The sequence below is a fragment of the Streptomyces musisoli genome, from assembly GCF_016741855.1.
Taxonomy (GTDB): Bacteria; Actinomycetota; Actinomycetes; order Streptomycetales; family Streptomycetaceae; genus Streptomyces; species Streptomyces musisoli.
In genome coordinates this window covers 185,144-210,733 of record NZ_JAERRH010000011.1, presented here as the reverse complement: position 1 = coordinate 210,733, position 25,590 = coordinate 185,144, and the positions used below count along the sequence as shown (strand labels likewise).

Annotated in this window: 25 protein-coding genes and 5 tRNA genes; 17 read left to right on the top strand and 13 right to left on the bottom strand. The window is 70.3% G+C overall.

What is annotated here, in order from left to right; translation table 11 throughout:
• Nucleotides 1–99: 99 nt before the first annotated feature.
• The 8 genes from JK361_RS27070 to JK361_RS27035 form a co-directional block, all read right to left on the bottom strand.
• Nucleotides 100–681 (bottom strand): GTP-binding protein, encoded by a 582-nt coding sequence (locus JK361_RS27070; RefSeq protein ID WP_026248371.1) that lies wholly within the window; start codon nt 679–681, stop codon nt 100–102.
• Entirely contained in the window at nt 662–1,228 is a 567-nt protein-coding gene (locus JK361_RS27065) for a DUF742 domain-containing protein (protein ID WP_201822588.1), read from the bottom strand. The genes JK361_RS27070 and JK361_RS27065 overlap by 20 nt, the downstream gene beginning before the upstream one ends.
• A 94-nt stretch (nt 1,229–1,322) precedes the next feature.
• Nucleotides 1,323–1,736, bottom strand: coding sequence for a roadblock/LC7 domain-containing protein (locus JK361_RS27060; protein WP_004983065.1), 414 nt, complete (start codon nt 1,734–1,736; stop codon nt 1,323–1,325).
• Between the two features lie 10 nt (nt 1,737–1,746).
• Nucleotides 1,747–4,986 carry a sensor histidine kinase gene (locus JK361_RS27055; RefSeq protein ID WP_201822586.1) on the bottom strand — a complete coding sequence of 1,080 codons (3,240 nt, stop codon included), beginning with the start codon at nt 4,984–4,986 and terminating at the stop codon, nt 1,747–1,749.
• Nucleotides 4,987–5,366: 380 nt separating this feature from the next.
• A complete protein-coding gene (locus JK361_RS27050; RefSeq protein WP_184970470.1) occupies nt 5,367–5,942 on the bottom strand; it encodes a GTP-binding protein in 576 nt (191 codons plus the stop codon).
• Entirely contained in the window at nt 5,923–6,321 is a 399-nt protein-coding gene (locus JK361_RS27045; RefSeq protein WP_009190816.1) for a DUF742 domain-containing protein, read from the bottom strand. Before JK361_RS27045 ends, JK361_RS27050 begins: the two co-directional genes overlap by 20 nt.
• 110 nt (nt 6,322–6,431) lie before the next feature.
• The gene (locus tag JK361_RS27040; RefSeq protein ID WP_190018698.1) at nt 6,432–6,845 is read right to left on the bottom strand and encodes a roadblock/LC7 domain-containing protein; all 414 of its coding nucleotides are present in this window, start codon (nt 6,843–6,845) and stop codon (nt 6,432–6,434) included.
• A gap of 9 nt (nt 6,846–6,854) precedes the next feature.
• On the bottom strand, nt 6,855–10,616 hold the full coding sequence (locus JK361_RS27035; protein ID WP_201822584.1) for a sensor histidine kinase: 3,762 nt from the start codon (nt 10,614–10,616) through the stop codon (nt 6,855–6,857).
• Between the two features lie 567 nt (nt 10,617–11,183).
• Between JK361_RS27035 and JK361_RS27030 the strand changes: the two genes are divergently transcribed.
• The 3 genes from JK361_RS27030 to gltX all read left to right on the top strand — a co-directional run bounded on the left by JK361_RS27030 (nt 11,184) and on the right by gltX (nt 13,861).
• Entirely contained in the window at nt 11,184–11,378 is a 195-nt protein-coding gene (locus JK361_RS27030; protein WP_201822582.1) for a hypothetical protein, read from the top strand.
• Between the two features lie 220 nt (nt 11,379–11,598).
• Nucleotides 11,599–12,384 carry a fumarylacetoacetate hydrolase family protein gene (locus JK361_RS27025; RefSeq protein ID WP_201822581.1) on the top strand — a complete coding sequence of 262 codons (786 nt, stop codon included), beginning with the start codon at nt 11,599–11,601 and terminating at the stop codon, nt 12,382–12,384.
• Nucleotides 12,377–13,861, top strand: coding sequence for a glutamate--tRNA ligase (gltX, locus tag JK361_RS27020; protein ID WP_201822580.1), 1,485 nt, complete (start codon nt 12,377–12,379; stop codon nt 13,859–13,861). Before JK361_RS27025 ends, gltX begins: the two co-directional genes overlap by 8 nt.
• Before the next feature lie 60 nt (nt 13,862–13,921).
• Here gltX and JK361_RS27015 read toward each other — a convergent pair whose 3' ends face one another.
• On the bottom strand, nt 13,922–14,206 hold the full coding sequence (locus tag JK361_RS27015; RefSeq protein WP_201822579.1) for a type II toxin-antitoxin system RelE family toxin: 285 nt from the start codon (nt 14,204–14,206) through the stop codon (nt 13,922–13,924).
• 41 nt (nt 14,207–14,247) lie between these two features.
• Here JK361_RS27015 and JK361_RS27010 point away from each other — a divergent pair, with 41 nt between their 5' ends.
• The 6 genes from JK361_RS27010 (at nt 14,248) to JK361_RS26985 (ending at nt 15,564) form a co-directional block, all read left to right on the top strand.
• Nucleotides 14,248–14,979: an HAD family hydrolase gene (locus JK361_RS27010; protein ID WP_201822578.1), complete on the top strand. Its 732-nt coding sequence runs from the start codon at nt 14,248–14,250 to the stop codon at nt 14,977–14,979.
• Nucleotides 14,980–15,069: 90 nt separating this feature from the next.
• Nucleotides 15,070–15,141, top strand: a tRNA-Gln gene (locus JK361_RS27005).
• A 21-nt stretch (nt 15,142–15,162) separates the two neighbouring features.
• Nucleotides 15,163–15,235 (top strand) — tRNA-Glu (locus JK361_RS27000).
• Between the two features lie 62 nt (nt 15,236–15,297).
• Nucleotides 15,298–15,370: transfer RNA gene (locus JK361_RS26995), tRNA-Glu, on the top strand.
• A gap of 21 nt (nt 15,371–15,391) precedes the next feature.
• A tRNA-Gln gene (locus tag JK361_RS26990) sits at nt 15,392–15,463 on the top strand.
• A 28-nt stretch (nt 15,464–15,491) separates the two neighbouring features.
• Nucleotides 15,492–15,564, top strand: a tRNA-Glu gene (locus JK361_RS26985).
• A gap of 52 nt (nt 15,565–15,616) precedes the next feature.
• Here the strand turns inward: JK361_RS26985 and JK361_RS26980 are convergent.
• Nucleotides 15,617–16,261, bottom strand: coding sequence for a MerR family transcriptional regulator (locus JK361_RS26980; RefSeq protein ID WP_201822577.1), 645 nt, complete (start codon nt 16,259–16,261; stop codon nt 15,617–15,619).
• An 82-nt stretch (nt 16,262–16,343) separates the two neighbouring features.
• Here JK361_RS26980 and JK361_RS26975 point away from each other — a divergent pair, with 82 nt between their 5' ends.
• Nucleotides 16,344–16,853, top strand: coding sequence for a DUF4188 domain-containing protein (locus JK361_RS26975; RefSeq protein ID WP_201822576.1), 510 nt, complete (start codon nt 16,344–16,346; stop codon nt 16,851–16,853).
• A gap of 86 nt (nt 16,854–16,939) precedes the next feature.
• Here JK361_RS26975 and ndgR read toward each other — a convergent pair whose 3' ends face one another.
• Nucleotides 16,940–17,656, bottom strand: coding sequence for an IclR family transcriptional regulator NdgR (ndgR, locus tag JK361_RS26970; protein WP_009320373.1), 717 nt, complete (start codon nt 17,654–17,656; stop codon nt 16,940–16,942).
• Between the two features lie 204 nt (nt 17,657–17,860).
• Between ndgR and leuC the strand changes: the two genes are divergently transcribed.
• From leuC to JK361_RS26950, 4 genes are all read left to right on the top strand, one after another.
• A complete protein-coding gene (gene leuC / locus JK361_RS26965) occupies nt 17,861–19,279 on the top strand; it encodes a 3-isopropylmalate dehydratase large subunit (protein WP_201822575.1) in 1,419 nt (472 codons plus the stop codon).
• Between the two features lie 6 nt (nt 19,280–19,285).
• Nucleotides 19,286–19,879, top strand: coding sequence for a 3-isopropylmalate dehydratase small subunit (leuD, locus tag JK361_RS26960; RefSeq protein WP_201822573.1), 594 nt, complete (start codon nt 19,286–19,288; stop codon nt 19,877–19,879).
• A 273-nt stretch (nt 19,880–20,152) separates the two neighbouring features.
• Nucleotides 20,153–20,383: an SCO5555 family protein gene (locus JK361_RS26955; protein ID WP_201822571.1), complete on the top strand. Its 231-nt coding sequence runs from the start codon at nt 20,153–20,155 to the stop codon at nt 20,381–20,383.
• Between the two features lie 136 nt (nt 20,384–20,519).
• Nucleotides 20,520–21,179, top strand: coding sequence for an HU family DNA-binding protein (locus JK361_RS26950; RefSeq protein ID WP_201822569.1), 660 nt, complete (start codon nt 20,520–20,522; stop codon nt 21,177–21,179).
• Nucleotides 21,180–21,250: 71 nt separating this feature from the next.
• Here the strand turns inward: JK361_RS26950 and JK361_RS26945 are convergent, their stop codons facing one another.
• Complete coding sequence (locus tag JK361_RS26945) at nt 21,251–21,454, bottom strand: hypothetical protein (protein ID WP_201822567.1); 204 nt, start codon at nt 21,452–21,454, stop codon at nt 21,251–21,253.
• A 226-nt stretch (nt 21,455–21,680) separates the two neighbouring features.
• Nucleotides 21,681–22,319, bottom strand: coding sequence for a 2-phospho-L-lactate guanylyltransferase (gene cofC, locus JK361_RS26940; protein ID WP_201822566.1), 639 nt, complete (start codon nt 22,317–22,319; stop codon nt 21,681–21,683).
• A 198-nt stretch (nt 22,320–22,517) separates the two neighbouring features.
• Here cofC and JK361_RS26935 point away from each other — a divergent pair, with 198 nt between their 5' ends.
• The 3 genes from JK361_RS26935 to JK361_RS26925 all read left to right on the top strand — a co-directional run bounded on the left by JK361_RS26935 (nt 22,518) and on the right by JK361_RS26925 (nt 25,580).
• On the top strand, nt 22,518–23,288 hold the full coding sequence (locus JK361_RS26935; protein ID WP_201822564.1) for a lysophospholipid acyltransferase family protein: 771 nt from the start codon (nt 22,518–22,520) through the stop codon (nt 23,286–23,288).
• The gene (locus tag JK361_RS26930) at nt 23,285–24,295 is read left to right on the top strand and encodes an NAD(P)H-dependent glycerol-3-phosphate dehydrogenase (RefSeq protein WP_201822563.1); all 1,011 of its coding nucleotides are present in this window, start codon (nt 23,285–23,287) and stop codon (nt 24,293–24,295) included. Before JK361_RS26935 ends, JK361_RS26930 begins: the two co-directional genes overlap by 4 nt.
• Nucleotides 24,296–24,422: 127 nt before the next feature.
• Entirely contained in the window at nt 24,423–25,580 is a 1,158-nt protein-coding gene (locus JK361_RS26925) for a D-alanine--D-alanine ligase family protein (protein ID WP_201822561.1), read from the top strand.
• The last annotated feature ends 10 nt before the right edge of the window (nt 25,581–25,590 follow it).

Genomic DNA, 25,590 nt, shown 5'->3' with positions numbered 1-25,590 from the left:
GCCCGCCCGGCCGCCGCCCCGGTCCCGCACATGCGGACGGCCCCCGTACCTCTCGACAGGAGAGGCGGGGGCCGTTTCCGGTTGCGTGGGCGCCGGGCCCTAGCGCAGGCGCGCCATCAGAGCGTGCTCCACCAGCGTGATCAGCGCCGACTTGGCATCCGCGCGGTGGCGGGCGTCGGTGGTGATGATCGGGGTGTCGGGGCCGATCTGAAGGGCCTCACGGACCTCGTCGGGGTTGTACGGCTGGTTGCCGTCGAACCCGTTGAGGGCGATGACGAAGGGCAGGCCGCTGTTCTCGAAGTAGTCGACGGCGGGGAAGCAGTCGGCGAGGCGGCGGGTGTCGACGAGGACGATCGCGCCGATGGCGCCGCGGACCAGGTCGTCCCACATGAACCAGAAGCGGTCCTGGCCGGGGGTGCCGAACAGGTACAGGATGAGGTCCTGGTCCAGGGTGATGCGGCCGAAGTCCATGGCCACCGTGGTGGTGGTCTTGTCTCCGGTGTGGGTGAGGTCGTCGATGCCGGCCGAAGCGGACGTCATGACGGCCTCTGTGCGCAGCGGGTTGATCTCCGAGACGGCGCCGACGAACGTGGTCTTGCCCACGCCGAAGCCGCCCGCCACCACGATCTTCGCGGAGGTGGTGGAGCGGGAAGGACCGCCGCTAGAGCTTGCGAAGTCCACTGAGCACCCTTTCGAGCAGTGTCACGTCTGGCTGGCCACCGGCGTTCTCGTCGCCGCCGGGCTGATGGATGGCGACCAGGCCCGCCTCCGCCAAGTCGGCGACGAGAATCCTGGCCACGCCGAGGGGGATCGTCAGCAGGGCCGAGATCTCGGCCACCGACTTGATCTCCCGGCACAGGTTGCAGATCCGCTGATGCTCGGGCAGCTGGCCCTGCATCTGGTGCGGAGCGGCGGTGGTGTGCACCAGTGCCTCGATGGCGAGCTGGTAGCGCGGGCGGGTCCGGCCGCCGGTCATGGCGTACGGACGCACCAGGGGGTTGTTCGACGCCGAAGCCGGGGCCGGCTCGGGGCGGCGCTGCGGCTGGACCGGCTGGATGCGCGGAGCCTGGGGCTGGTCGTACGGCGACGGACCGGGGCCCTGCGGTGCGTACGGCTGCCGGTGGTTGGGTGCGGAGGGGAAGTACCGGTTCGCCGAACCGTCGCCCTGACCCTGGGCTGGGCCGTACGACCAGTTGCCCGAAGACGAACCGCCTGGGGGTGTTGCCACTTTCTCCTCCTCCGACTGCGCCGGGCGCCCATCCCTGTGGAGCCGCGTCCCGAAACCTTACGGCCCCGGGACACGAAAACGCACCGTCCGATTACTAGTTGAGAAGGCTTCCCTGGAGCTCCGCGCGGAGATCCGGGGTCAGGACCGTGCCCGCACGGTCCACCAGAAGGGCCATCTCATACCCGATGAGGCCGATGTCCGCCTCCGGGTGTGCCAGGACCGCCAGGGACGAACCATCGGAGATGGACATGATGAAGAGAAATCCTCGCTCCATCTCCACAACCGTCTGGTTCACGCTGCCGCCCTCGAAGATGCGCGAGGCACCGGCGGTCAGCGAGGTCAGACCGGAGGCGACGGCCGCGAGCTGGTCGGCGCGGTCGCGGGGGAAGCCTTCGGACATCGCCAGAAGGAGTCCGTCGGCGGAGACCACCACCGTGTGGGACACCCCCGGGGTGTTGTCCACGAAGTTGGTGATCAACCAGTTCAGGTTCTGTGCCGCCTGGCTCATCGGGCTCACACTAACGCTCCTGGTTGTAGGTGCTGTCAGGACCACTGTGCTGATTCCTAGTGGCCTGGCCGTTCGTTTCACTGCCTGCGCTGCGTCCGCGCTGGACGCCCCGACGCAGGTTGCTCAGCCTGCCCCGGACGTCCTCCGGGGCGCGGGAGACCTGTGGGCCTCCCTGAGGGGTGCTCTCGGCGGTGCCCTCGACCAGATTGGCCTTGGGTACCCGCCGCGGCAGGCCGGAGGCGGTGACCCCGCCTGCCTTGGGCTTCCGGAGCTGCGAGGCCTGCTGCCAGCGCTCGTCGTTCGCCGACCGCCAGCCGCTGTCGCCGCCCGCAACCGGTGTGTTCCCGGCCGCCGGAGCCGGCGTTTCCTGCTGCACGCGCGCCGTGCCGTTCGCGGAACCGGCGCCGTTCGAACCGCTCGCGGCGGAGCCACGGCGGGGCAGCCCGGCGTCGGTCAGCTCGTGTGCGGCGGGAGAAGCCGTTCCCGGACGGTCGAAGCCTACGCGGTTCCGCTCACTCACGTCAGCGGCCTGCGCGGATTCCGTTTCCGCAGCGTACTGGGCCGGATAGCCGTTCTGGTAACCGTCCTGCCCGGGCCAGTCGTCCTGGTAGGACGGCGTCTGGGCAGGCTCCGCGTACGGGGCCGCGGGCTCCGGATAGCCGCCGTTCGGGGAGAAGCCCTCGTGCTGCGGCGCCTCGCCGTTCGGCGTGTAGTACTGCTCCTCGTACGGCTGCTCGTACGTCGTGTGCTGCGGCTCCTCGTACGCCGGCGCCTCGAAGGACTCCTGCGGCCGCTCGTCGTACGTGTGCTGGTACGCCTGCTGCTGTTCCGGGTACGCCTGCTGTCCGGTGAACGGATCCGGGTAACCGGCGGGGGCCTCGGCGGCCTCCTCCTGCCCGGTGTGCTCGCCGTGGCCCTGGGCCTCCAGGGCGGCCCGGCGCTCCTCGCGCTTGCGGGAACGGCCGACCGGGTCCAGCCCGCGGGTGTCGTCCGGGGCCTCCGTGTAGCGGCTGTCGTCGAAGCCCAGTTCGGCGGCGGTGCGCATCGGCTGCATCTGGCCGAAGCTCTCACCCTGGAACTGCTGCTCCGGGATGATCTGCGAGACCGTGAACTCGTCGCGGTCCAGCGGGGCCTCGCCGCCACCGCCGTGCGTGATCGCGTCCGGCAGCATCACCAGGGAGGTCGTGCCGGCCTGCTCGCCCGAGGGGCGCAGCTGGACACGGATGCCGTGCCGGTCGGACAGCCGGCCGACCACGAACAGGCCCATGCGCTGGGAGATCGCGGCGTCCACGGTCGGCGGGTTGGCCAGCTTGTGGTTGATGTCCGCGAAGTCCTCGGCCGTCAGACCGATGCCCTTGTCGTGGATCTCGATCATCACGCGGCCGTCGGGGAGACGGGTCGCGGTGACGCGGACCTTGGTCTGCGGGGAGGAGAACGTGGTGGCGTTCTCCAGCAGCTCGGCCAGCAGGTGCACGAGGTCGGTGACCGCGCGGCCGTGGATCTCGGCCTCCGGGACGCCCGACAGCTCGATGCGCTCGTACTGCTCCACCTCGGAGGAGGCGGCGCGCAGGACGTCGACCAGCGGGACCGGCTGGTCCCAGCGGCGGCCGGGCTCCTCGCCGGCGAGGACCAGGAGGTTCTCGCCGTTGCGGCGCATACGGGTGGCCAGGTGGTCCAGCCGGAAGAGGTTCTCCAGCTGGTCCGGGTCCGCCTCGTTGTTCTCCAGGTCGGTGATCAGGGTCAGCTGGCCCTCGATCAGCGACTGGTTACGGCGGGAGAGGTTGGTGAAGATCGCGTTGATGTTGCCCCGCAGCAGGGCCTGCTCGGAGGCGAGCCGGACCGCCTCACGGTGGACCTGGTCGAACGCGCGGGCGACCTCGCCGATCTCGTCCTTGGTGGTGATCGGGATCGGCGCCACCCGGGTGTCGACCCGGCCGGGATCGGTCCGGGAGAGCTGGTCGACCAGCATCGGCAGGCGCTGCTCGGCGATGCCGAAGGCGGCGTTGCGCAGCTGGCGCATCGAGCGGCTCATCTGGCGGGCCACGAGACCGGCGAGGATGAACGCGGCCAGCAGGGCGACGACGACCACGGCACCGGTGATGAAGGCGGAGGTCTTGGCGTCGTCGGCGATACCGGAGGCCTCGTTCACCGCCTTGTCGGCCAGGTCGGACTCGATCTGCCGGTAGGCCTTGTACTTCAGCGTGTTCGCCGCCCACCAGTTCTGGGCGGTGACGCCCTTGGCGGCGAGCCCCTGACGGGTGAGCGTGCTGGTGTCCTGCATGGTGGCGAGTGCCGCGACCATGTCGGACGGGTCGGACGGGGGAGCGACGTACTTCGGGTCCTCCGCCTTGGCCTTCTCGACCAGCGCGGCGCCGTCCGCCTTGATCTTCTCCTTGGCGTCGTCGAGCTTCTGCGCGTCGGCCTCGGTGCCACCGCCCGTGTACTCCTCGATGGCGATGCGCTCGAGGTAGGCGTACGAGGACAGGGAGACCCGCTGGGTCGCCAGGTTCGGGGCGTCCGGGCCGGGCTTGACCAGCAGATGCGTGCCGATGGACCGCTCCAGCGACAGCGCCGCCTTGGTCAGCGACATGGCGTAGACGGTACGGCCGTAGGAGGTGATGTTTCCGGTGCCGAGACCGAGTTCGTTGGCGAACTCCATCAGGGGGTGGGCGACGGCGACGTAGCCCTCCTCCGTCTGCACGCCGGTCATCTTGGAGGTGTAGGCGGCCTGCCGCAGCTGCACCAGCTTGGGCTCGGCCTCGCCGAACAGCTTCAGCCGGCGCTGTAGGCCGGACTCGTCCGGCGCGCTCTTCGTCGCCTCGTGGAAGGCGGCGGCGGCCTGGTCCGTGGCCTTGCGGGCCTGGTCGACGGTGGCCTTGCCGGTCGCGTCGTTCTTCTTGAGGAGCAGCGGCGCCGCGGTGACGTCGCGCTCGTTCTCCAGGGCGTCGGCGTAACCGAGGGCGGCACGCACCAGACGGGCGGTGTTCTCGGCGTCACGGGCCTGCTGCCAGGTGTCGATCGAACTCTTCACCTGGAAGCCGCCCATGACGAGACCGACCGCCACGGGTATGAGCAGAATCGCGTTCAGCCGGGTCGGCACCCGCCAGTTCCGCGGGGAGAAACGGCCGCCGCTGGACGCGGGAGTGGCCGCCGGCTCCGCACCGGAAACGGGGGTGGGCGCCGCAGCGCGCGGCGGCGGGGTGAAGTTGCCCCGCGCCGACGGCTCGGCACCGTTCTTGCTTCGCCTCACTCGACCAACAACCTCTCGGCGGTCGGCACCTACGTCGTGCCGCAGTCTCTCAGAGCCCGGTTCGCCACAGACCACTACGGAGTACGTCTTCGACCATTGGGCAGTTCAGGCATTCCAGCACGTGGACCAGCGCACTTCCAAACAGTGGAAACCGACGGAGGGTGCACTTGTAAACGCCAGATAAAACGGTCATAAAGAGCGAGCGTTGCCAAAAGGCGAGGCGTTTGTGAGCACAGTGGCACCGTGCGACCGCGTCGCGTGGTGATTCCGGGCGATTCCTCTGCCGAACTGTTATGAACGCCGGAGCCGACCGTGGCTAAGGCCACAGCCGGCTCCGAACCCGTTACGACAACTGCCCTGCGGCCCGTCGTACTTGAGTGCTACTTCAAGCGGGCCATCAGGGCGTGCTCCACCAGCGTGATCAGGGCACTCTTCGCATCCGCGCGGTGCCGGGCGTCGGTGGTGATGATCGGGGTGTCGGGCCCGATCTGAAGGGCCTCGCGCACTTCCTCCGGGGCGTAGGGCTGCTGGCCGTCGAAGCCGTTGAGGGCGACGACGAAGGGCAGGCCGCTGTTCTCGAAGTAGTCGACGGCGGGGAAGCAGTCGGCGAGGCGGCGGGTGTCGACGAGGACGACGGCGCCGATGGCGCCGCGGACCAGGTCGTCCCACATGAACCAGAAGCGGTCCTGGCCGGGGGTGCCGAACAGGTACAGGATGAGGTCCTGGTCCAGGGTGATGCGGCCGAAGTCCATGGCGACGGTGGTCGTCGTCTTGTCCCCGGTGTGGGTGAGGTCGTCGATGCCGGCCGAAGCGGACGTCATGACGGCCTCTGTGCGCAGCGGGTTGATCTCCGAGACGGCGCCGACGAACGTGGTCTTGCCCACGCCGAAGCCGCCCGCCACCACGATCTTCGCGGAGGTGGTGGCCCGGCCCGCGTCAGAGCTTGCGAAGTCCACTGAGCACCCTTTCGAGCAGCGTCACATCCGGAGCGCCGCCGTTGTTCTCGTCGCCACCCGGCTGGTGGATGGCGACCAGGCCGGCCTCGGCGAGGTCGGCCACCAGGATCCGGGCCACACCGAGCGGCATGGCCAGCAGCGCGGAGACCTCCGCGACCGACTTGACCTCGCGGCACAGGTGGCAGATCCGCTGATGCTCCGGGAGCAGCCCCATGAGCGCAGCCGGGTCGGCCGTGGTGCTGATCAGCGCCTCTATGGCGAGCTGGTAGCGAGGCCTGGTCCGGCCGCCGGTCATGGCGTACGGCCTTACCAGCGGCTGGTCGCCCTCATCCCCGTACGGCTCCGCGTACGGATCATGATGGGCGGTGGGCGGGGTCATGAATCCTCCGGGCGGGACAGCAAGTCGGTCAGTCAAGCCGTCGGACGGGGCCGGTGGGGGGATTGTGGCGGCCGGACGGTGTTTTCGTGAGGTGGGTGGTGCCGGGGCGGTCAGTGAAGCAGACTGCCTTGGAGTTCGGCGCGCAGATCCGGGGTGAGTACCGCACCCGCGCGGTCGACGAGCAGTGCCATCTCGTAGCCGACGAGACCGATGTCCGCCTCGGGATGGGCCAGTACCGCGAGGGACGACCCGTCCGAGATGGACATGAGGAAGAGGAATCCGCGCTCCATCTCCACCACCGTCTGTGCCACGCTGCCGCCCTCGAAGATCCGGGATGCCCCGGCCGTCAGGGAGGTCAGACCGGAGGCGACGGCCGCGAGCTGGTCGGCGCGGTCCCGCGGGAAACCTTCGGACATCGCCAGCAGAAGGCCGTCGGCGGAGACCACCACCGTGTGCGACACCCCGGGGGTGTTGTCCACGAAGTTGGTGATCAACCAGTTCAGGTTCTGTGCCGCCTGGCTCATCGGACTCAACTAACGCTCCTGCTGGTGAGTGGGGCTCGGGAAGCTGCCGGTCTGGCCGCTGCCGGCCTGACGGCCCTGAGCGATGCCCCGACGAAGATTGGTCAGCCGCCCGCGTACGTCGTCAGGCGCACGCGAGACCTGCGGACCGGCTTGGTTCTGTTGCTGCTGAGCCGTGCCCGGGACGAGGTTCGCTCGGGGCACGCGGCGCGGGAGGCCGGAGGTGGTGACCCCGCCCGCGGCGGGCTGGCGGACGCGCTCGGCCTGCCGGACGAGTTCGTCGTTCGGCGAGGTGCGCCAGGAGCCGGTGTTCGACGCCGGCCGCTGCGGTGCGGGCGCGGACGCCTGCGGCTGCTGCGGCGCGGGCGCGCCCTCCTGCTGCTGGCCGTGGAACCAGTTGGTCTCCAACGTGTCGTACAGCGGGGTACGACCGTCACCCGGGCCGCTGGCCGGCGGCAGGGCCTCCGGCTCGGAGCGGACCGGACGCTGCTGCGGGGCCGGGGCCTGCGGACGCGGCGCGCCGAAGTCGTCCCGGCCGGCCGGCTGCGGGCGCTCGAACTGCCCCGTGTGACCGGGGTTGCGGGGGCCGCCGGGCAGGGCGTGCTGACCGGTGGAGCCGGCGTCGTACGCCTGCGGGGCCTGCTGGACGGGGTACTGGCCCGTGTTCTGCGCGCCGTGGTCCGGACGCCCGGCCGCCGGCGTGCCGAACACGTCGGGGCGGACGAACGGGTCGGCGTCCTGCTGCTGGGCACCCGGACCGTCGAAGCGGCCCGGCTGCTGGGCGGCGTCGGGGCGCTGGTACCGGCCCGTCTGCTGGAGGTTGTCGGGGAGCGCGAACTGGCCCGTCTGCTGGGCGCTGTCCGGGCGGGCGAACTGGCCCGTGTGCTGGGCGGAACCGCCGGGCAGCTCGGGGCGCTGGAACTCACCCGTCGCGGCCGGACCCTGGGCGTCGATCCGGGGTATCTCCGCGGTCGAGCCCGGACCCTGCCGGTCGTCCACCCGCGGCATGCGCGCGGTGTGCGTCGGGTCCTGCTCGTCGTGGCCGCGCGGGGCGTCCAGCGAGGCGCGGGACAGCGGGGCCTGGGCGTCACTCCAGTCCTGCGTACGGGACGGTGCGTCACCGCCGGGCAGTTCGGCCCGCGGGCCGCCGCGCGGCGGCAGCTGGGGCTGGCGGCCCTGGTCCGCGGGAGCGCCGGAGCGCTTCTGGCCACGGCCGCCGAAGAAGTCCTGCTGCGGCCCGTTCGGGCCGGCGGCCTGAAGGCCCTGCGGGGCAGCCGGCGCCTGACCGCCGAAGCCGCCCGCACCGGAACCGGCGGGCGCGGGCCGGCCCTGCTGCGAGGAGGCGGGGCGGCCCTGGGGACCGCGCGCTCCGCCGGGCGCACCCGGGCGGCCGCCCTGGCCCGTGCCGGGCAGCGCGGCCCGGGGCCCCTGGGCGGAGCCGACCTGGCCGCGCGGGCCCGGGCCGGCACCGAGCAGACCGCCACCGGCCTGGCCGCCGCCACCGTTGCCGTTCTGGCGTCGGGCCGCGGCGGCACCCGCGGCGGCCTGCGCGGCGGCGGGACCACCGGTCGAGGGCACACCGGGCTTGCCCGGAGCGGGCTTCTTGCCGCCCTGGGCGACGTCGACGGGCAGCATGACCAGCGCGGTCGTACCGCCGGAGTCGGACGGGCGCAGCTGGATCCGGATGCCGTGCCGCTGCGACAGACGACCGACCACGAACAGACCCATGCGGCGGGAGACGGAGACGTCCACGGTGGGCGGCGAGGCGAGCCGCTCGTTGATCGCCGCGAGGTCCTCGGGGGAGAGGCCGATGCCGGTGTCGTGGATCTCGATGAGCACCCGGCCGTCGGGCAGCGCGTGACCGGTGACCTTGACCTTGGTCTGCGGGGAGGAGAACGAGGTCGCGTTCTCCAGCAGCTCGGCGAGCAGGTGCACGAGGTCGTTGACCACGCGGCCGGCGACCTCGGTCGTCGGCACGGCGGCCAGCTCGATGCGCTCGTACTGCTCCACCTCGGACGCGGCGGCACGGAGCACGTCGACCAGCGGGACCGGACGGGTCCAGCGGCGGCCGGGCTCCTCACCCGCGAGGACGAGGAGGTTCTCACCGTTACGGCGCATACGCGTCGCGAGGTGGTCGAGCTTGAACAGCGAGGACAGCTGGTCCGGGTCGGCCTCGCGGGACTCCAGCTCGGAGATCAGCGACAGCTGGCGCTGGATCAGACCCTGGGAGCGGCGCGAGAGGTTGGTGAACATCGCGTTGACGTTGCCCCGCAGCAGGGCCTGCTCGGCGGCGAGGCGGACCGCCTCGCGGTGCACGTCGTCGAAGGCCGCGGCCACCTGGCCGATCTCGTCCCGGGAGTGCACACCGACCGACTCCACGGACGTGTCGACGTCCTGCGGGTCGGACTCGGACAGCTGCTTGACCAGCTCGGGCAGGCGGTCCTGGGCGACCTTGGTGGCGGTCTCCTGGAGGCGGCGCAGCGAGCGGATCATGGAGCGGGCCACGACGAACGCGCCGACGAGCGAGACGCCGAGCACCAGCAGGATCAGCGCACCGGAGATGATGGCGTCACGCTGGGTGGCGCTCTTCAGCTCGCGGGCCTTCTGTTCCATCTCCTCGAGCAGCGTGTGCTCGATCTTCTTCATCTGCTCGATCTTGGTCGAGCTGGTGTCCACCCAGTCGCGGTAGGAGCGCTTGGGCAGGTCCGCGAGGCCGCCCTTGTTGGCGAGGGCGCGCCCGGCGTACTTGTCCGCGGCCTGGATGGTCGGGTTGCCGTCGTCGATCGGCTTCAGCAGTTCCGCGGCGGTCCCGGAGTAGATCTTCCGGAAGATGCTGATCTCGGAGGTCTCGCTCTGCTGCGCCGACTCGGCGTACAGGCGGTCGTTCTCGGAGAGGTTGCCGGCCGTCGTGGTGTTGTCGGGCAGCGCCGCGGCGATGACGGCGCGCTGGACGGACGCGTATTCCTTGGCGGTGGAGAAGGCCGCCAGGGCGCGGGTGCGCTGGATCATCTCCGGGTTGCTGGACGCCTCCGCCATGTCCTGCGAGAGGTCGATCAGCTGGGAGATCAGACGGTGGTAGGACTCGACCGTCTGCGTCGAGTTGTCCTTCGACTGGTAGGCCGTCCGGCGGATCTTCGCGAGGTTCTGGAGCTGGCTGCTCAGGCCGACGAGGCTGTCACGGACGCCGCGGAGCTGACCGTTCTTGGTGGCTTCGTCGATCGCCTCGGAGGCGTCCACGAAGTTCTGGGCCGCGCGGTCGGTCTTCTGCTGGTAGCCCTTGACCGTGTAGTCGGTCGCCTGAAGCCCGTGCGCCAGCGGACCGGCGGACTGGTCGCGCTCCTCCTGGAGCGCCGCGGCCAGCTCGGTGGCCTGCTTGGTCATGTCCGTCAGCAGCTTCATGTTGTCGAGCTGCTGGATGTCGTCCATGTTCTGGTTGATACGCAGCGCGCCCAGCGAGGTGGCCGCGACCACGGGCAGGGCGAGCAGCGACACCAGGCGGGTGGAGATGCGCCAGTTGCGCAGGGCCAGCCGCGAACCGGGACCGGTGGGGCCCTGCACGGGTTTCACCGTCGGCGTGGGGCTGCCCGAGGGCGTCGCGGTCGTGGACGCCGACGAGGCCGACGCGCCAGGGCGTCCGCCACGCTCACCGCCGTCTCCGGCCGGGCCCGGGTTCTGGGCGTGCTGGGGGGAGGAGCTGCCCTTCATGGGGCCAGTCCCGTCGTGCGACTCCGGCTCCGCCGAAGCGCTGCCATCCCTCTTGAAACGTCCCTGCACTAGCGTCGCAACCTCTGGACCAGGCGCCCCCCCGTACGAACGGAGGGACACGGTGTCGGCGTTTGGAGAGCGCCCTGAATACGCCCCCCGGTGGTCTTGAGTGACCGGCGCTGGTTCCCCCTATCTCGCCGCCGCTCGGCGCTGAGTGCGCCCCTGTGCGCCGGCTCGATCCCGCGGCGGTCCGTGGAATTCCAGCACAGTGCAGGATCTCCAACAAGGGCAGTGGACCGAGCTGTGACCTCCGTGACGGCCTGTGAGTGGGGGATTACCTGCCGTGGAACCTCTTTCGGCCAATAACGGGCATACGTCAGCGAGTCGCCGCTCGGCGCCCGGTGTCCCAGTCGCCATGATCAGGAGCGGAATGGGGGCTTCAGGTGCCCAATGTCCGTTTCGTTGGGGCGGGTCGGCGGCCGGAATTGACCGGTTTGCCCGTGAGGTCGTGAGCAAACTCACATGGATCTCGTGAGGAGTTGGTGTCTTCGTCGGGGAATCGGATGTTTAGCCTGACGCTTTACAGCAAGGACGGCTCTGCCAACCCACCCGACCAGAGGGCACAGGACGACAACGGTGAAGACGACGATGATGTTCCGCAACATAGCCAACCCGCGACGCACGACCCTGGCGCACCTCGACGGCGCCGGCGAGCTGCACACGCCCGAGCTGCCGGAGCACTCCCTCGACCTTCCCGCCCAGACGGCCAACCCCCGGCGCACCGTCCTCGACGAGATGCCCGCCGGCGTGGGTGCCGCCGCGGCGGAGTGACCGACTTCGCGCCGGGCGCGGCCGGAAGGATCGGGTGACGGTCCCTTCCGGCCGCGCCCGCATTTTCCCGGCGGCCCCCTCCGCCGCCGGCCAGTGCCGGGGCAGGTGCAGTGACCCGCCTCTGACCTGCGCAGACGCCCCCAGACGCGAATAACTTCGAGGGGCTCCGATAACCTGGGGCGTCAGTACGCCGGTTCTCAGTGAGGGGCGCAGGAATCCCGTGCGCATCGCCAGGTTCTCCATCGACGGGAACGTAGCCTTCGGCGCGGTCGAGGGCGACAAGCAGGACGAACTCGTCCTCGACATCATCAAGGGCATTCCGTTCGCGGATCACGAACTGTCCGGGACGAAGGTGCCGCTGAGCAAGGTCAGGCTGCTCCCGCCGGTACTGCCCAACAAGATCGTGGCGTTCGGCCGCAACTACGCCGACCACGCCCGCGAGCTGGGCAACGAGGTGCCGGACGCACCGTTCGCCTTCTTCAAGCCCTCCACCTCGGTGATCGGCCCCGGCGACGACATCCAGTACCCCTCCTTCTCGCAGGAACTGCACCACGAGGCCGAGCTGGCCGTCGTCATCGGCCGGATGTGCCGCGAGGTGCCGCGCGACCGCGTCAAGGACGTGATCTTCGGCTACACCTGCGCCGTCGACGTCACCGCACGCGACGTGCAGAGGCGCGAGAAGCAGTGGGCGCGGGCCAAGGGCTTCGACACCTCCTGCCCGCTCGGCCCCTGGGTGGAGACGGATCTGGACCTCGCCCGCGCGAACGACCTGACCATCCAGCTCACGGTCAACGGCGAACAGCGCCAGCTGGGCCGCACGAGCGAGATGATCCACCCGATCGAGGACCTGATCGTCAACATCTCCGAGGCCATGACGCTGCTCCCCGGCGACGTCGTCCTCACCGGCACCCCCGCGGGGGTCGGCCCGCTCAACGTCGGCGACGAGGTCGCCGTCACCATCGAAGGCATCGGCACTCTCACCAACAAGGTTGTCAAGCGTGGCTAGCGCACCCGGCTCTCCCGTACGCGTCCGTTTCTGCCCCTCGCCCACCGGTAACCCCCACGTGGGCCTGGTCCGCACCGCCCTGTTCAACTGGGCGTTCGCCCGGCACCACCAGGGCACCCTGGTCTTCCGTATCGAGGACACCGACGCGGCCCGCGACTCGGAGGAGTCGTACAACCAGCTGCTCGACGCGATGCGCTGGCTCGGCTTCGACTGGGACGAGGGCCCCGAGATCGGCGGCCCGCACGCGCCGTACCGGCAGTCGCAGCGCATGGACATCTACGCCGACGTCGCGCGGAAGCTCCTCGACGGCGGGTACGCCTACCACTGCTACTGCTCCCAGGAGGAGCTGGACACCCGCCGCGAGGCCGCCCGCGCCGCCGGCAGGCCCTCCGGCTACGACGGCCACTGCCGCGACCTGTCCGCCGGGCAGGTCGAGGAGTTCCAGGCGCAGGGCCGCACCCCCATCGTCCGCTTCCGGATGCCGGACGAGACGATCACCTTCACCGACCTGGTCCGCGGCGAGCTGACCTTCACCCCGGAGAACGTGCCGGACTACGGCATCGTCCGCGCGAACGGCGCCCCGCTGTACACGCTGGTCAACCCGGTCGACGACGCCCTGATGGAGATCACCCACGTCCTGCGCGGCGAGGACCTGCTCTCCTCCACCCCGCGCCAGATCGCCCTGTACAAGGCGCTGACCGAGCTGGGCATCGCCAAGCAGACCCCGGCCTTCGGCCACCTGCCGTACGTCATGGGCGAGGGCAACAAGAAGCTCTCCAAGCGCGACCCGCAGTCGTCCCTCAACCTCTACCGCGAGCGGGGCTTCCTGCCCGAGGGCCTGCTGAACTACCTGTCCCTGCTGGGCTGGTCGCTCTCCGCGGACCAGGACATCTTCACGATCGAGGAGATGGTCGCGGCCTTCGACATCTCCGACGTGAACCCCAACCCCGCGCGCTTCGACCTGAAGAAGTGCGAGGCGATCAACGGCGACCACATCCGGATGCTGGATGTGAAGGAGTTCACCGAGCGCTGCCGCCCGTGGCTGCAGGCGCCGTTCGCCCCCTGGGCGCCGGAGGACTTCGACGCGGCGAAGTGGGAGGCGATCGCCCCGCACGCCCAGACCCGCCTGAAGGTCCTGTCGGAGATCACCGACAACGTCGACTTCCTGTTCCTCGCCGAGCCGGTCTACGACGAGGCCTCGTGGGCGAAGGCGATGAAGGAGGGCTCCGACGCGTTGCTGCGCACGGCCCGCGAGAAGCTGGAGTCCGCCGACTGGACGCAGGCGGAGTCCCTCAAGGAGGCCGTCCTGGCCGCCGGCGAGGCCCACGGCCTCAAGCTCGGCAAGGCGCAGGCCCCCGTCCGCGTGGCCGTCACCGGCCGCACGGTGGGCCTGCCGCTCTTCGAGTCCCTGGAGGTCCTGGGCAAGGAGAAGACGCTGGCCCGCATCGACGCGGCGCTGGCGAGGCTGAGCGCGTAGCCGACACATAGGTCAGGGGCGGCATCCGGAGGCCTCCGGATGCCGCCCCTGACGCGTTGTTCACTGCGCGTCGGCTTCGTCGATCAGGTATTGGCTCTCGTCAAAGATCCAGACCACGACGACGACCATGATCGCGCCGGCCACCACGTACTCCAGCATCACGCCAGGAGCCACATAGGCCTTGCGCAGATTGTCGTCCGGTCCCAGCGGCGCGGTCGAGGTCTTCCGGAACGGATCGCGTCCCAGTATCCGCACGGCCCTGTCCACCTGGGCTCGGCGCTCTGCGGGCAGTGCGTCGAACGTGGCACGGGCCTCGACGGTGAACTGGACGCGGTACTCGCTCATGCGGACCAGTGTGCCAGCCGTTCGGCGGTACCGTCGGTGTCATGACGATCAGAGCCGTGGTCTGGGACGTCGACGACACCCTCTTCGACTACACCACCGCCGACCGTGAGGGCATGCGGGCGCATCTGGCGGTGGAGGGGCTGCTCGCCGGGTACGCGACGCCCGAGGAGGCCCTCCTGCGGTGGCGGGAGATCACCGACCGGCAGTGGGCGCGGTACGCGGCGGGGGAGTGCTCCTTCCGGGACCAGCGGCGCGACCGGGTCCGTGTGTTCCTCGGCACGGCACTGGCCGACACCGAGTGCGACGCCTGGTTCCAGCGGTACATCGGGCACTACGAGGCCGCCTGGAGCCTCTTCCCGGACGTCCTGCCCGCCCTGGACGCCCTCGCGGCCGGACACCGCCACGCGGTGCTGTCGAACTCCAGCATCACCGTCCAGGAGCACAAGCTGCGCACCCTCGGGATCCTCGACCGCTTCGAGGCCGTGCTGTGCGCCGCCGAGCTGGGCGTCTCCAAGCCGGACGCCGGCGCCTTCCTGGCCGCCTGCGAGGCGCTGGGGCTGCCGCCGCACGAGGTGGCGTACGTCGGCGACCACCCGGAGATCGACGGCCGGGGCGCCGCCGAGGCCGGTCTGCTGTCCGTGTGGATCGACCGCGGCACGGCCCGCGTGCGGGCCGCGGAGGAGGCCGTGGCGCACCGGATCTCGACCCTCGCCGAACTTCCCGCGCTCATCCGCGCCGATACCCGTTTTGGAGCCCCGTCCACCTTCGGGTAATGTTCTTCCTGCGCCGAGGGGAACGGGCCGAAAGGCCGGAACCCCGAGGAGCAAGCTAGAACGAGAACCCCGCAGGGGGTTGAGTTCCAGTGGCCTATGGTGTAATTGGCAGCACGACTGATTCTGGTTCAGTTAGTCTTGGTTCGAGTCCAGGTAGGCCAGCTCGCAGAGCTCATCTGCAAAGCCCCCGTTGTGTAGCGGCCTAGCACGCTGCCCTCTCAAGGCAGTAGCGCCGGTTCGAATCCGGTCGGGGGTACTGATCCTTCCCGCGAGGACGGCCAGGGTAGCTCCCACCGTTGTCGATGCAGGATCGCTAGGGCCCCCGTTGTGTAGCGGCCTAGCACGCCGCCCTCTCAAGGCGGTAGCGCCGGTTCGAATCCGGTCGGGGGTACTGACTGGTCTAAACCATCATTGGTCTATGGTGTAATTGGCAGCACGACTGATTCTGGTTCAGTTAGTCTTGGTTCGAGTCCAGGTAGACCAGCTCGGACCTGCGGAAACGCAGTGTCCACGCCCCCGTTGTGTAGCGGCCTAGCACGCCGCCCTCTCAAGGCGGTAGCGCCGGTTCGAATCCGGTCGGGGGTACGCATCGGGAAGGCCCTCCACTTCGGTGGGGGGCCTTCGCCGTACCCGGGCGCTACTCGAAGCCGTACCGGCGCCCCGACTCCTCCTCCTGGGCCAGCCGGCGCAGGGCCTGCAGCATCGGCTCGGTCAGCACCGAGCCGAGCACCGCCGTCTCCGCCTTCTCCGCCTCCGACGGATGCGTCTCCACGAAGTCCAGATCGAGTTTGGCCACCTCGTGCATCAACCTGCCGTAGGACGCGAGCAGTTCGAACCCCCACTCGTACCCGAGCCGGCGGAACGCGGCCACCGCCACCACCAGGGAGCGGTACGAGGGGGAGATCGTCGTCAGCAGCTTGGCGTTCGACCAGCCCAGCCGGTCCAGCAGCTCGTCCACCTCCCGGTGTGCCGCCTGCACGAACGCGTCGTTCTCGTCCGGCTCCGGCACCTGCGGCAGCGCCCACAGGGCGGCGCCCAGCCGGAGGGTGCGGCCCAGGGCGTAGTCGTCGACGTTGCGCAGCACCTCCCGGACCGTGGCCACCGGAAGGCCCCCGACCTGGATCATCGCGCGCACCAGCCGCAGCCGGCGCAGGTGCGCGTCGTCGTACTCCGCCGTCGTGGGATTGACCTGGCGGCCCGGCGGCAACAGGCCTTCGCGCAGGTAGTACTTGATCGTCGCGGTGGCTACACCGCTGCGTCTGCTCAGTTCGGCGAGCCGCATGTCTTGCGCTCCTTCTTGGATAACGGCACTATCCAAGCATCCGGTACTTGGATAGCGCCGCTCGCCAACGAGGGGGAGTGTCATGGTGTCTCGTACGACCGCCGACGCTGAGGGCGAGGTCGTCGTCCTGCTGATCGGCATGCGCATCAACCGATTCTGGGCCGTCCACCTGTGGCTGCCGGTGATGCTCGCGATGTTCCGCATGCTGCGGGAGCTCGAGAAGGACCCCGCGCGGGGCCTGCGCAGCCGGGTCATGCTGACGGCGTCGCCGCGCACGTACTACATCGTGCAGTACTGGGAGTCCAAGGAGAAGCTGTACGGCTACGCGACCGCGCCCGACGCCTTCCACCACAAGGCCTGGGCGAAGCTCAACCGCAAGGAGCGGACCGGGAAGCTGCGCGGGCAGGTGGGCATCTGGCACGAGGCGTACGTCGTGCCCGAGGGGTCGTACGAGGCGATCTACGGGGACATGCCGGCGTTCGGACTCGCGGCCGCGTACGGGCAGGTGCCGTTGGAGAAGCGGGGGCGCTACGCGAAGGACCGGTTCGCCCATCGGTCCCAGCAGCAGCCGGCGGCCGAGAAGGCCGGCTGAACCGGGGGGAGCGGGGGAGCGAGGAGGGCCTGCCGCGGCGTTGAGGCAGGCCCTCCTCGGCGTCCCCGGACTTCCTGGAGCGGGGTTCAGCCCGAGCGGCGCAGGGCCTCCGAGAGGCGGGCGGCCGCGTCGATGACCGCCTGGGCGTGCATACGGCCCGGATGGCGGGTCAGGCGCTCGATCGGACCGGAGACCGACACGGCGGCCACCACGCGGTTGGAAGGGCCGCGTACGGGCGCGGAGACGGACGCGACGCCCGGCTCGCGCTCTCCGATGGACTGGGCCCAGCCGCGCCGCCGTACGCCCGACAGGGCCGTCGCCGTGAAGCGGGCGCCCTGGAGGCCGCGGTGCAGGCGCTCGGGCTCCTCCCAGGCCATCAGGATCTGCGCCGAGGAGCCGGCCTTCATGGTCAGGGTGGAGCCGACCGGGACCGTGTCCCGCAGGCCGGACAGGCGTTCCGCCGCGGCCACACAGATCCGCATGTCACCCTGGCGCCGGTAGAGCTGCGCACTCTCGCCGGTGACATCGCGGAGGTGGGTGAGCACGGGGCCCGCCGTCGCGAGCAGGCGGTCCTCGCCCGCCGCCGCCGCGAGCTCCGCGAGGCGCGGGCCGAGGATGAACCGGCCCTGCATGTCGCGTGCCACCATGCGGTGGTGTTCCAAAGCCACGGCCAGGCGGTGGGCCGTGGGTCGTGCCAGTCCGGTGGCCCCGACCAGACCCGCGAGGGTGGCCGGACCGGACTCCAGAGCGCTCAGGACGAGGGCCGCCTTGTCCAGAACGCCGACGCCGCTACTGTTGTCCATGCAACGATATTCACGTCTCACTCTGTGAAACGCAAGTTCAATTTTCCGTGGAACGCGCCACCCTGGAATCACACAGCGGCCCGCATACCAACGGGCCCGGCGGTGCACGCCCGGAATCACGACTTCAAGGGCCCTGCAAGGGAACGCCGCTTCCTCAAGATCTCTAGTTTGGCCGGTGCACGTCTGCCGGCCGGAGGGAAAGCGATGGGTAGGACACTCGCGGAGAAGGTCTGGGACGACCACGTCGTCCGGCGCGCCGAGGGCGAGCCCGACCTCCTCTACATCGATCTGCACCTGCTGCACGAGGTGACCAGCCCCCAGGCCTTCGACGGTCTGCGCAAGAACGGCCGCCCGGTGCGCCGCCTCGACCTCACCATCGCGACCGAGGACCACAACACCCCGACCCTCGACATCGACAAGCCCATCGCCGACCCGGTCTCCCGCGCCCAGCTGGAGACCCTGCGCAAGAACTGCGCCGAGTTCGGGGTGCGGCTGCACCCGCTGGGCGACGTCGAGCAGGGCGTCGTGCACGTCGTCGGCCCGCAGCTCGGTCTGACCCAGCCCGGCACGACCGTCGTCTGCGGCGACTCGCACACCTCCACGCACGGTGCCTTCGGCGCGCTGGCGTTCGGCATCGGCACCTCCCAGGTGGAGCACGTGCTGGCCACCCAGACGCTGCCCCTGGCCCGGCCGAAGACCATGGCGATCACCGTCGACGGCGAGCTGCCCGAGGGCGTCACCGCCAAGGACCTGATCCTGGCGATCATCGCGAAGATCGGTACGGGCGGCGGTCAGGGCTACATCCTGGAGTACCGCGGCTCCGCCATCGAGAAGCTCTCGATGGAGGCCCGGATGACCATCTGCAACATGTCGATCGAGGCCGGCGCCCGCGCGGGCATGATCGCCCCGGACGAGACGACCTTCGCCTACCTGAAGGGGCGCCCGCACGCCCCCGAGGGTGCCGACTGGGACGCGGCCGTCGCGTACTGGAAGACCCTGCGGACCGACGACGACGCCGTCTTCGACGCCGAGGTCGTCATCGACGCCACCGAGCTGTCGCCGTTCGTCACCTGGGGCACCAACCCCGGCCAGGGCGCGCCGCTTTCGGCGTCCGTCCCCGACCCGGCTTCGTACGAAGACGCATCGGAGCGCCTGGCCGCCGAAAAGGCCCTGGAGTACATGGGGTTGGACGCCGGACAGCCGCTGCGCTCCATCAACGTGGACACCGTCTTCGTAGGCTCCTGCACCAACGGCCGCATCGAGGACCTGCGCGCCGCCGCGGACCTGCTGCGGGGCCGCAAAGTCGCCGACGGAGTACGGATGCTGGTCGTCCCGGGCTCCGCGCGGGTCGGTCTCCAGGCCGTCTCCGAGGGCCTGGACGTCGTCTTCAAGGAGGCCGGTGCCGAATGGCGGCACGCGGGCTGCTCGATGTGCCTCGGCATGAACCCCGACCAGCTGGCCCCGGGCGAGCGCTCCGCCTCCACCTCCAACCGCAACTTCGAGGGCCGGCAGGGCAAGGGCGGCCGTACCCACCTGGTGTCGCCGCAGGTCGCGGCCGCCACGGCCGTTCTGGGTCACCTCGCCTCGCCCGCCGACCTGTCCGACGTCCCCGCTGGAGTCTGATCAGCCATGGAAGCATTCACCACCCACACCGGCCGGGCCGTCCCGCTGCGCCGCAGCAACGTCGACACCGACCAGATCATCCCTGCTCACTGGCTCAAGAAGGTCACCCGCGACGGCTTCGAGGACGGGCTGTTCGAGGCCTGGCGCAAGGACCCCGGGTTCGTCCTCAACCGCCCCGAGCGGCAGGGCGCCACGGTCCTGGTCGCCGGCCCCGACTTCGGCACCGGCTCCTCCCGTGAGCACGCTGTCTGGGCGTTGCAGAACTACGGCTTCAAGACCGTGATCTCCTCCCGCTTCGCCGACATCTTCCGCGGTAACTCGCTGAAGAACGGCCTGCTCACGGTGGTCCTGGACCAGAAGATCGTGGACGCGCTGTGGGAGCTGACCGAACAGGACCCCACGGCTGAGGTCACTGTGGACCTTGAGGCGCGTGAGGTGCGTGCCGAGGGCATCACCGCCTCCTTCGAGCTGGACGAGAACTCCCGCTGGCGGCTGCTGAACGGCCTGGACGACATCTCCATCACGCTCCAGAACGAGTCGGACATCGCCGCCTACGAAGCCGGGCGGCCCGCCTACAAGCCGCGGACGCTCCAGGTCTGATCCGGACCGGACCCGACCTCTGACCGGTCGGGTTTCGGCCACCTCAACACCCCGCCTGTACCCCCAGTCGCCACGATTGGGGGTACAGCCATGTCTGCACCCGAACGGACCTGCGGTCCTGTGTGTGCGCGCTCAACTTCCCACGTTACCAAGGCCGTTGTGCGGGTACGTGAGTGCTGTGTTCGCGGTCTCCGCAAGTGCCTGGAAGGCCATTTGAGGCGGCAGTTGCCCCCTGCGCAGGCGACAACTCGCCCCAGATGGCACAATCTGTGCATGGAACACGACGGCCAACTCCAGCTCTATACGGCGGTCGCGAACCAGCTCAAGGAAGCGCACGCAAAGGTGCGCGCACTGCAAGTCCCGGAGGGCGTACGGATGGCGCTGACCCGGAAGCTGCTGGTCATTACGGCCGCGGCCAAGCACGATCTCGCCGCTGCGGCAAGGCGGCTCGAGCGGTTCAACGAGGACCTCGACGAGGGCCGGATCCCCGACGAGGACCACTGAACAGCCCGAGACCACCGAGTCCGTTGCGGCACAAGGGTGATAAGCCCGTTTCGTGTTTGATTTGCGGTATATATCTGCCTAACGTGCGAAAAAGCTTGAACACTTTCGTTCTGGCGATGTCTCCGAAGGGGAAGACGTGAACAAGGCGCAGCTCGTAGAAGCGATTGCCGACAAGGTGGGTGGCCGCCAGCAGGCCGCCGAGGCCGTCGATCATGTTCTGGACGCCATCGTCCGCGCGGTCGTCGCGGGCGAGCGGGTCTCGGTCACCGGCTTCGGTTCCTTCGAGAAGGTGGACCGTCCCGCCCGTTACGCCCGCAACCCTCAGACGGGCGAGCGGGTTCGGGTCAAGAAGACCTCCGTGCCGCGCTTCCGCGCCGGTCAGGGCTTCAAGGACCTGGTGAGCGGCTCGAAGAAGCTGCCGCGGGGCGGCGAGGTCTCGGTCAAGAAGGCACCCAAGGGCAGCCTGACCGGCGGCGCCGCGGCGACGGTCAAGAAGGCCGCCGCGAAGAAGACCACCAAGGCCGCCGCGAAGAAGACCACGGCCACGGCCAAGAAGGCGGCGCCGGCGAAGAAGGCGACGGCCGCCGCGAAGAAGACCACGGCGAAGAAGGCGGCGCCGGCGAAGAAGGCCACGGCGACCGCCAAGACCACCGCGGCGAAGAAGACCACCGCCAAGAAGGCGACGGCCAAGAAGGCTCCGGCGAAGAAGGTCACCGCGAAGAAGGCCCCGGCCAAGAAGTCGACGGCCCGCAAGACCACCGCCAAGAAGACCACCGCCCGCAAGGCGACGTCGTAAGGCCGCCAGAGCACTCACGCGCCGGGCCGGACTCCCCTGGGGAGCCCGGCCCGCGGCGTGTGTAAGGGCAGTTACAGGGTTTGAAGGGTTACGAGGGTGATCCGCAGGGCGTCACCCCGCCCCTCGGTCTCGATCCGCACGCGCTGACCCGGGCGCAGCAGACGGAGGTCTCCGGCGTCGAACGCGGCGCCGTCGAAGGGCAGCGGGGTGCCGTCGTCGAGCAGCACCTGCCCGCTGCGGGTGTCGGGGTCGTAGGTGTACGCGGTGGCCTGCATGGCAGCAGCGTACTGGGGGCTGCGGTTCCGGGCATCGCCGTGGGGGCGGAGGCCGTCTGAGGGTGGGGGCCCGGGGGCGGATTCGGGTGCGGATGAGGGTTCGGGCGCCGGTTCGGGTGCGGTTACGTGCTGGTGCTGGTGCTGGTGCTGGTGCTGGTGCCGGTGCTGGTGCTTGTGCCTCGCGGGCGGCGCCGCGCCTTCCGGCCGGCCCCGGCGGCGGGCGCGCTCACGCCCCCGGCATCAGCAGGCCCGCCGACACCGCGGCCGTGTACGGCCCGACCCCCAGCGCCAGCGCCGCCCGGAGATCGTCACCGGTATCCACGTCCTGCCGTACCGAATCGACTCCGGCGACCTCCAGTTCCCGCGCCCCTGAGGCCCGGTGCCGGGCACGGGAATCAATGCCGAACTCCGGCCGCAATTCACCGTCGGGCCCCGCCGCCAGCAACGTCGTGCCCAAACCCGCGGCATCCGCGAGAAACGCCCGCGGGAACTCCGCCGCCGCGCCCAGTACGACGGCCAGTTCCGCCGGGCGCAGCGCCGGCAGATCGGCGTTCAGGGTCGCAACCGGTGTCCGTGAGTGCGTTTCCCGTACGACGGCCGCGCCGTGCGCCAGAGCGGCGTTCAGCCCGCCCGCGGGGGAGTCCGGGACGATCCGCGCGCCCAGGGCCGCCAGCTTTCGGCCGGCCAGCTCGTCGTCCGTGACGACCGCCACATCCGACACCGCCGCGCAGGCCAGCGCCGCACCCACCGTGTCCTGCGCGAACGCCAGTGCCAGCCCCGGGCGCAGCCCGTCGCCGGCGGTGTCCGCGAGCCTGCTCTTGGCCTGCGTCAGGGGCTTCAGGGGGATGACCAAGGTCCACTGCACCGGCGTACCGTCCCTCTCTCGTCCCGCTCATTGTCACCCGGGGCGTCCGGCGCCATGGGTGCAGGGAGGCGCGCGAAGGCCCTTGCAAGGGTGGGGGTGGGTGACGTGCGGGCGTACGGTGTTCTCGACAGACCGGCGGCCCGGGGCCACACTTGTGCGGCCCCCGCCGGGGTGGCAGTCCTAGAGGAAGGTGTCCTTGTGCCCCGCCGCAGAATCGGCTTCTGGTACCGCTTCGCCGCGGTGATCTGCAAACCGCCGCTGGTGGTTCTGATCAAGCGGGACTGGCGTGGAATGGAGCACATTCCGGCCGAGGGCGGATTTATCACCGTGGTGAACCACAATTCCCACGTGGACCCCTTCGCATACGCGCACTATCAGTACAACACCGGACGGGTCCCGCGATTCCTGGCGAAGAGCGGCCTTTTCAAGAAGGGATTCGTCGGCGCCGCCATGCGCGGCACCGGGCAGATCCCCGTCTACCGCGAGTCCACGGACGCGCTCAGCGCCTTCCGCGCCGCGATCGACGCCGTGGAACGCGGCGAGTGCGTCGCCTTCTACCCCGAGGGCACCCTGACCCGCGACCCGAACGGCTGGCCCATGACCGGCAAGACCGGCGCCGCCCGGGTCGCCCTCCAGACCAAGTGCCCGGTCATCCCGGTCGCCCAGTGGGGCGCCAACGAACTGCTGCCGCCGTACGCCAAGAAGCCGAACCTCTTCCCGCGCAAGACCCACCGGGTGCTGGCGGGCCCGCCCGTGGACCTCTCCCGCTTCTACGACCGGGAGATGACCCCCGAGGTGCTGAAGGAAGCCACCGAGGTCATCATGGCGGCCATCACCCGCCGGCTGGAGGAGATCCGCGGCGAGAAGGCCCCGAAGACGCCGTACGACCCGCGCCGCGAGCGCATCGAGCAGCGGCGCCGCACCCAGGCACAGACGCACGGCAAGCAAACGGAAGGGCAGAGCAAGTGAGCAAGCCTGTGCGGGCGGCCGTCATGGGCACCGGTTCGTGGGGCACCGCCTTCGGCATGGTGCTCGCCGACGCCGGCTGTGACGTGACCCTGTGGGCCCGCCGGCCGGAGCTGGCCGAGGCGGTCAACTCCACCCGGACCAACCCCGACTACCTGCCCGGCGTGGAACTCCCCAGGAACCTGCGCGCCACCGCCGACGCCGCCGAGGCGCTGCGCGACGCGGACTTCACGGTCCTCGCGATCCCCTCCCAGACGCTGCGCGCCAACCTCGCCGAGTGGACCCCGCTGCTCGCGCCGGACACCGTCCTCGTCTCCCTGATGAAGGGTGTCGAACTCGGCTCCACCATGCGGATGAGCGAGGTCATCGAGGACGTCGCCAAGGTCGGCGCCGACCGGGTCGCGGTGGTCACCGGACCCAACCTGGCCCGCGAGATCGCCGCCCGCATGCCCGCCCTCGCCGTCGTGGCCTGCACCGACGAACAGGTCGCCCAGCGGCTCCAGGCCGCCTGCCACACGCCGTACTTCCGGCCGTACACCAACACCGACGTCGTCGGCTGCGAACTCGCCGGCGCGGTCAAGAACGTCATCGGGCTCGCGGTCGGCATCGCCGACGGCATGGGACTCGGCGACAACGCCAAGGGCTCGCTCATCACGCGCGGCCTCGCCGAGACCACCCGGCTCGGCCTCGCGATGGGCGCCGACCCGCTGACCTTCTCCGGACTCGCGGGCCTGGGCGACCTGGTGGCCACCTGCTCCTCGCCGCTGTCCCGCAACCACACCTTCGGCACCAACCTCGGCAAGGGCATGACGCTGGAGGAGACCATCGCGGTCACCAAGCAGACCGCCGAGGGCGTCAAGTCCTGCGAGTCCGTGCTGGATCTGGCCCGCCGCCACGACGTCGACATGCCCATCACCGAGACCGTCGTCGGCATCGTGCACGAGGGCAAGTCGCCGGTCGTCGCGCTCAAGGAGCTGATGGCGCGCAGCGCCAAGCCCGAGCGGCGCTGAGCCCCCGCCCGCACCGCCCCGCCCCGGGCCTCCCGCGCGACGCTGTGCGACCGTCCGCGCGACGCTGAGCGACGGCCCGGGAGCGCGCGCTGACTTGGACGCTACCTCCGGGTACTCTCAACGCGATATGAGCACCGAGAACCTTCCCCAGAGCCCTGAGCAGCCGTCGCGCAAGCCGCGCGTGGCCGTCGTGTTCGGTGGCCGCAGCTCCGAACACGGGATCTCCGTGGTCACTGCAGGCGCCGTCCTCAAGGCCATCGACCGCACGAAGTACGACGTCCTGCCGATCGGCATCACCGCGGACGGCCGCTGGGCGCTGACGGCCGACGAGCCGGAGCGGATGGCCATCACCGACCGCCGCACCCCCCGCGTCGAGGAGCTGGCGGAGTCGGCCGAGGGCGGCGTGGTGCTCCCCGTCGATCCGGCGAACCGCGAGGTCGTCTACAGCGAGCCCGGCTCCGTGCCCAAGGCGCTCGGCGAGGTCGACGTGGTCTTCCCGGTGCTCCACGGCCCCTACGGCGAGGACGGCACCCTCCAGGGCCTCCTGGAGCTGTCCGGGGTGCCGTACGTGGGCTCGGGCGTGCTCGCCTCGGCCGTCGGCCAGGACAAGGAGTACATGAAGCGGGTCTTCACCTCCTTCGGGCTCAAGGTCGGCCCGTACGTGGTGATCCGGCCCCGCGAGTGGGCGCAGGACGAGTCCGCCGCCCGCAAGAGGATCGTCGACTTCGCGGGCGAGCACGGCTGGCCGCTGTTCGTGAAGCCCGCGCGCGCCGGTTCGTCGATCGGCATCACCAAGGTCGACGACCTGTCCGGACTGGACGAGGCGATCGCCGAGGCGCAGCGGCACGACCCGAAGATCCTCGTCGAGGCGGCGCTGCGCGGCCGCGAGATCGAGTGCGGGGTCCTGGAGTTCGAGGACGGTCCGCGCGCCTCCGTCCCGGCCGAGATCCCCCCGCCGGACGCGCACGCCTACTACGACTTCGAGGCCAAGTACATCGACTCCACGCCCGGCATCGTGCCGGCCCCGCTCACCGACGAGGAGACCGCCGAGGTGCGGCGGCTCGCGGTGGAGGCGTTCGACGCGGCCTCCTGCGAGGGCCTGGTTCGCGCGGACTTCTTCCTCACCGAGGACGGCGAGTTCGTGATCAACGAGATCAACACCATGCCCGGCTTCACGCCGATCTCGATGTACCCGCAGATGTGGCAGGCGACCGGGATCAGCTACCCCGAGCTGGTCGACCGCCTGGTGCAGGCGGCACTGCGCCGCTCCACCGGCCTGCGCTGACCCGGCGGCG